A 4,246-nucleotide genomic window follows, 5' to 3' on the forward strand; every position below is an offset into this window, starting at 1 on the left:
ATCTCGTGGGAGACGGTGGCATGGTCAGGACAGCCGTCGGGGTTTCCTGCCATGGTGACTTCAATGCCGTCCGGGAGGTCGTACGGCTCACCGATTCCGAAGCAACATAGAAGCGGCCAGGGCGTAAGGTCTTCGATCTCATTCATTTTCACGCCGCCATAGCTGGGGCTGTAGGTCCAGCCGGTCAGTACGCTCTGGGGATAGCCGTCGACGGACGACGCTGGCGATCCGCACACCGGCGCGAACGTCTGCGTCAGCAGTGAGTCCGGACGTTCCGTGCACGCCACTGCGGTCGGCGCCAGGGTCGCTTGGCCATCGCTCTTCTCCCTTCTACAGATCACGGCGCGGAGAATCAGCGCCGAAACCAGCGTCACCGGCGCGGCGGGTGCTCGATAGACGAGAAGGCGTCTCACCTAGGTGAGAGGCGTGAACATCGGGAACTGCACTGGTCGAGAGGGTTTGCGTGCCGGCCGATCGCCGCTGTGGAGGCCGGCTCTCACCTGGAAGCGGACCCTCATCGTGATCAACGGAAAGATCGGCTTCGGTGGAGCTCGACGGGGTCCGCGAGATAACGTACGGGGAGCACTCGAGCGTAGGCACCTGACGGTGCAGGGGGCGTAAAGAACATGGGCGACAACGGATCTCGGCGGGGAGATTCCGGGTGTGCCGATCGGGTCAGGGGCAGGTACCTCGAGCGATTGCGGCAGGGCGACGAGCTCCGCGTCGAACTGCTACACATCGTGGCCCAGGAGATCGCTGACACCTGCGGACACAACTTGTTCAAAGCACACCGGCTGGCTTGGGGTTGGACGGTCACTGAAGCGGTCGATCGCTTCCATCAGATGTGTCGTCGCGAGAATCTCAAACCGCGAGGACTGGTCGTCCGATCCTGGATGGAGTGGGAGGCGGGGGCCTGGCCCAGTTTCGACTACCAGGACCTGCTCTGCCGCCTATTTCGGACCAGCCCCGTTCAACTGGGATGGGCCGTGGATTACGCGCCAACCAGCAACAACGCTGGCAGAGCGTCATCCGTCCCCCACGCTGATCCTGTGGCTTCGGCGAGCGGTCCGCAGTCGACTCGGACTTTGATGCATCTGCCGCCCGACACGAACGACTTCACTGGACGTACCGAGCAGATCGCGCACCTCATCAGCGTTCTGGGCGAGAACTCCGGCATCGCCGTGCCGATCGCGACGATCTCCGGCAAAGCCGGCGTCGGCAAGACGGCCCTGGCCGTTCACGTCGCACATCGAGTCTCCGACGCTTTCCCCGACGGACAGCTGTACGCCAATCTGCGTGGTGCAGAAGCTGAATCGCTCGAGCCGAGCGAGGTCATCGCCGGGTTCCTCCGGGAACTGGGTATAGACGGCGCGGGAATTCCCGAAGACATCGACGAACGGGCCCGCCGCTACCGCGCCTGCTTGGCCGGACGCCGGATGCTGGTCGTCCTCGACAATGCCGCTGACGAAACGCAGTTGCGCCCACTGCTTCCGGGCACCTCGAGTTGCGCTGTCCTGATCACCAGCCGATCCCGCCTGGCCGCACTGCCTGGGGCGCAGGCCGTACATCTGGACGTGATGGCGCAGGACCAAGCAGTCGCCCTGCTGACGAACCTGGTCGGCGCAGAAAGGGCGGCAGCCGAGCCGGAGGCGGTGGCGGAGGCGGTGGCGGAGGCGGTGGCGGAGGCGGAGGCGGAGGCGGTGGCGGAGGCGGAGGCGGTGGCGGAGGTGACCCGCATGTGCGGGCACCTCCCACTCGCCTTGCGAATCGCCGGCGCACGTCTGATGTCCCGACCGAGTTGGAGCATCGCCTGGCTCGCACAACGCCTCGCCGATGAGACCCGCCGACTCGACCTGCTCAAGGTCGGAGACCTCGAAGTGCGAGCGTCGTTCGCGCTGAGCTACCGCAGCCGCAGCACCGAGGAGCAAATCGCTTTTCGGACACTGGCTTTGACGGGCACCAGCTTTCCTGCGTGGAACGTGGCGGCCCTGCTCGATACCGATCTCGACGACGCTGAGCAGTTGGTGGAGAGCCTTGTCGATGGTCAGTTGGTCGAGCTCGCCGGGGTGGATCCGACGGGGCAGATCCGTTACCGACTACACGACCTCATCCGAGACTTCGCCCGCGAATGCTCGACCGCGTTCGACACCGCCGATGCTCGCCGAAAAGCCGCGGAACGGCTCGTCCGCGAGTACACCCGCGCAATGCAGGTCGCCACGGCCAAGCTTCACCCCGACACCCGCAAGGACAATGCGAATGAAGCGCCGACGCTGACCGGCGTGGAACGAACCGACCCTCGGCGCTGGTTCGCGGCCGAACAGGTCAATCTTGTGGCCGCCGTCGAGCTGTCGCACAACCTGGAACTCTGGGAGCCGACGTGGCAGCTGGTCGAGACGCTCCCGGCAATGTTCGATTGGCGCGTGGATTGGCAGATGTGGGCCCGCACTCACCATCTCGCCTTGGACGCCACACGCAAAATCGCCGACGAGCACGCCGAAGCGGCGACGCTTCGAAGCCTCGGCGCCCTTTACCGCGAACTCGGGCGATTCGACGAGGCCAACGAAATGCTCACCAACGCCGCCGAAATCTTCCTCCGCCTCGAAGACCGGCGCCAATGGGCCATTGCAATGCGCAATCTCGGCGACACCCGCCGCTACCAGGGGCGACTCGACGAAGCCATCTCCGCCTTCTCCGACGCACTCGAAATCGTTGAAGCCGAATGCGATTCCCGCTCGATTGCCGGCGTGCTCAACGGCATCACCGACGCCAGCCGAGGCTTGTCACGCTGGGACGACGCGTGCCGTCACTTCGAATCGAGCCTGACGATTTACCGTGCTCTCGACGACCGACTTGAGGAAGCCCGAACGCTGATTCGATATGGACTCGTCCACCGGGACCAGTGGAACAACGATCAGGCGCTGCGCCTGTTCGAGCAAGCGCTGCAGACCTTCCGCGACCTGGACGACCAACGATGGCAAGCCAGAGCCCTGCGCCACATCGCCGTCGTGCATCGCAACGAAACCGACTTCGCCCGAGCCGCCGCCGCATTCGACGAATGCCTCGCGCTGTTCGACAGCCTGGCCGACCGCCGAGGAATCGCCGTGACGCTGCGTAACCGCGGAGACGCCCGCCGCCTCGCCGGTGAAGCCAAACAAGCATCCGCCGACCTCGACGACGCCCGCCAGATCTTCGAACTGATCGCAGACCATCGTTGGATTGCGAGAACTCAACTGAGCCTGGCCGATCTGCATCGTACAAACCGGAGTTGGGATCTCGCCCACCAGGAGATTCAGGCCGCCCTCGAAGCGTTTCAGCGTATCGGCGACCGACCAGCCCAGGCCCGGACCCTTCGGCATCTCGGCCTGCTGCACAGGGACACCGGCGATTTCGATGCTGCGACGGCCGCATTGGCTGCAGCGCAAGAGATCTTCGTCGACCTTGGAGACGAACTATGGGTCGCGCGAGTGCACGCCAGCCGGGCGCGACTTGCCGAACGCCGTGGAGGCGACCCTGTTCCCGAGATAGATATCGCCGGCGCCATCTGCCACCGCCTCGGCATCAACGCCGCACACCGCATCGAAACGGTGCTGAGAGAATGGTGACGATGCGCCCCACGTCCAAGAGCACGACCCGATACGAGCAGATCATGCTCGACCATTCGACGCACCTCGGAGACGCCGCATCCCTGTTCAGTCGGGCAAGCCGCGACGCACGCGCGGCGGTACCGGTGGTGAACGAGCACGAACTGATCATTCGAGATGTCGCGGCAGGCGTCGCCGCGCCTGCACTCGTCGGTGCCGTCATCTGGATGCTCCGCGAGGCGAACCGTCGCGGTCTGCGCCGACTACGGTTCCTCTCGCGCGACGGCCAAGTGTTCTACGAGTTGGCCCAGCGTCTACAGCCAAGGCTCAATAGCGATTTGGACCTCGAGTACGTCTACAGCAGCCGACTCACCTGGAGCCTGGCAGCCACCGACCCCGATCACCTCGATGACACGTCACGGATTTTCAACAGCTTCATGAAATCCAACGCCACCGATCTGTGCGCGCGCCTTGGGTTGCCGTTCGATGCCTACCTGCCGGAGTTGCAAGCCGCCGCCGTCTCCTTGGACCCCGACCTGAGAGCCGACAAGGACCAACAGCGCGAATCCATGCGGCGATTCCTGCGCGCAGACTCGGTCAAAGCTTTTGTTGCACAACGCATAACTGAGACGAGGCAGCTGCTTCTCGATTACGTGGACCAGAAT

General features: G+C 64.4%; 3 protein-coding genes. 2 read left to right on the forward strand and 1 reads right to left on the reverse strand.

Translation table 11 applies throughout. The annotated features are described in order from the left end of the window. On the reverse strand, positions 1-374 hold a 374-nt coding region (locus NA10_RS34945; protein WP_218021641.1), incomplete at its 3' end, for a hypothetical protein. A gap of 675 nt (positions 375-1,049) precedes the next feature. Between NA10_RS34945 and NA10_RS34950 the strand changes: the two genes are divergently transcribed. Beyond that, positions 1,050-3,602, forward strand: coding sequence for an ATP-binding protein (locus NA10_RS34950; protein WP_157557012.1), 2,553 nt, complete (start codon positions 1,050-1,052; stop codon positions 3,600-3,602). Then, positions 3,596-4,246 (forward strand): hypothetical protein (locus NA10_RS34955; RefSeq protein WP_218021642.1); only part of this gene is annotated, 651 nt, incomplete at its 3' end. The genes NA10_RS34950 and NA10_RS34955, both read left to right, overlap by 7 nt.

It is taken from the genome of Nocardia acidivorans NBRC 108247 (assembly GCF_001625085.1).
GTDB lineage: Bacteria > Actinomycetota > Actinomycetes > Mycobacteriales > Mycobacteriaceae > Nocardia > Nocardia acidivorans.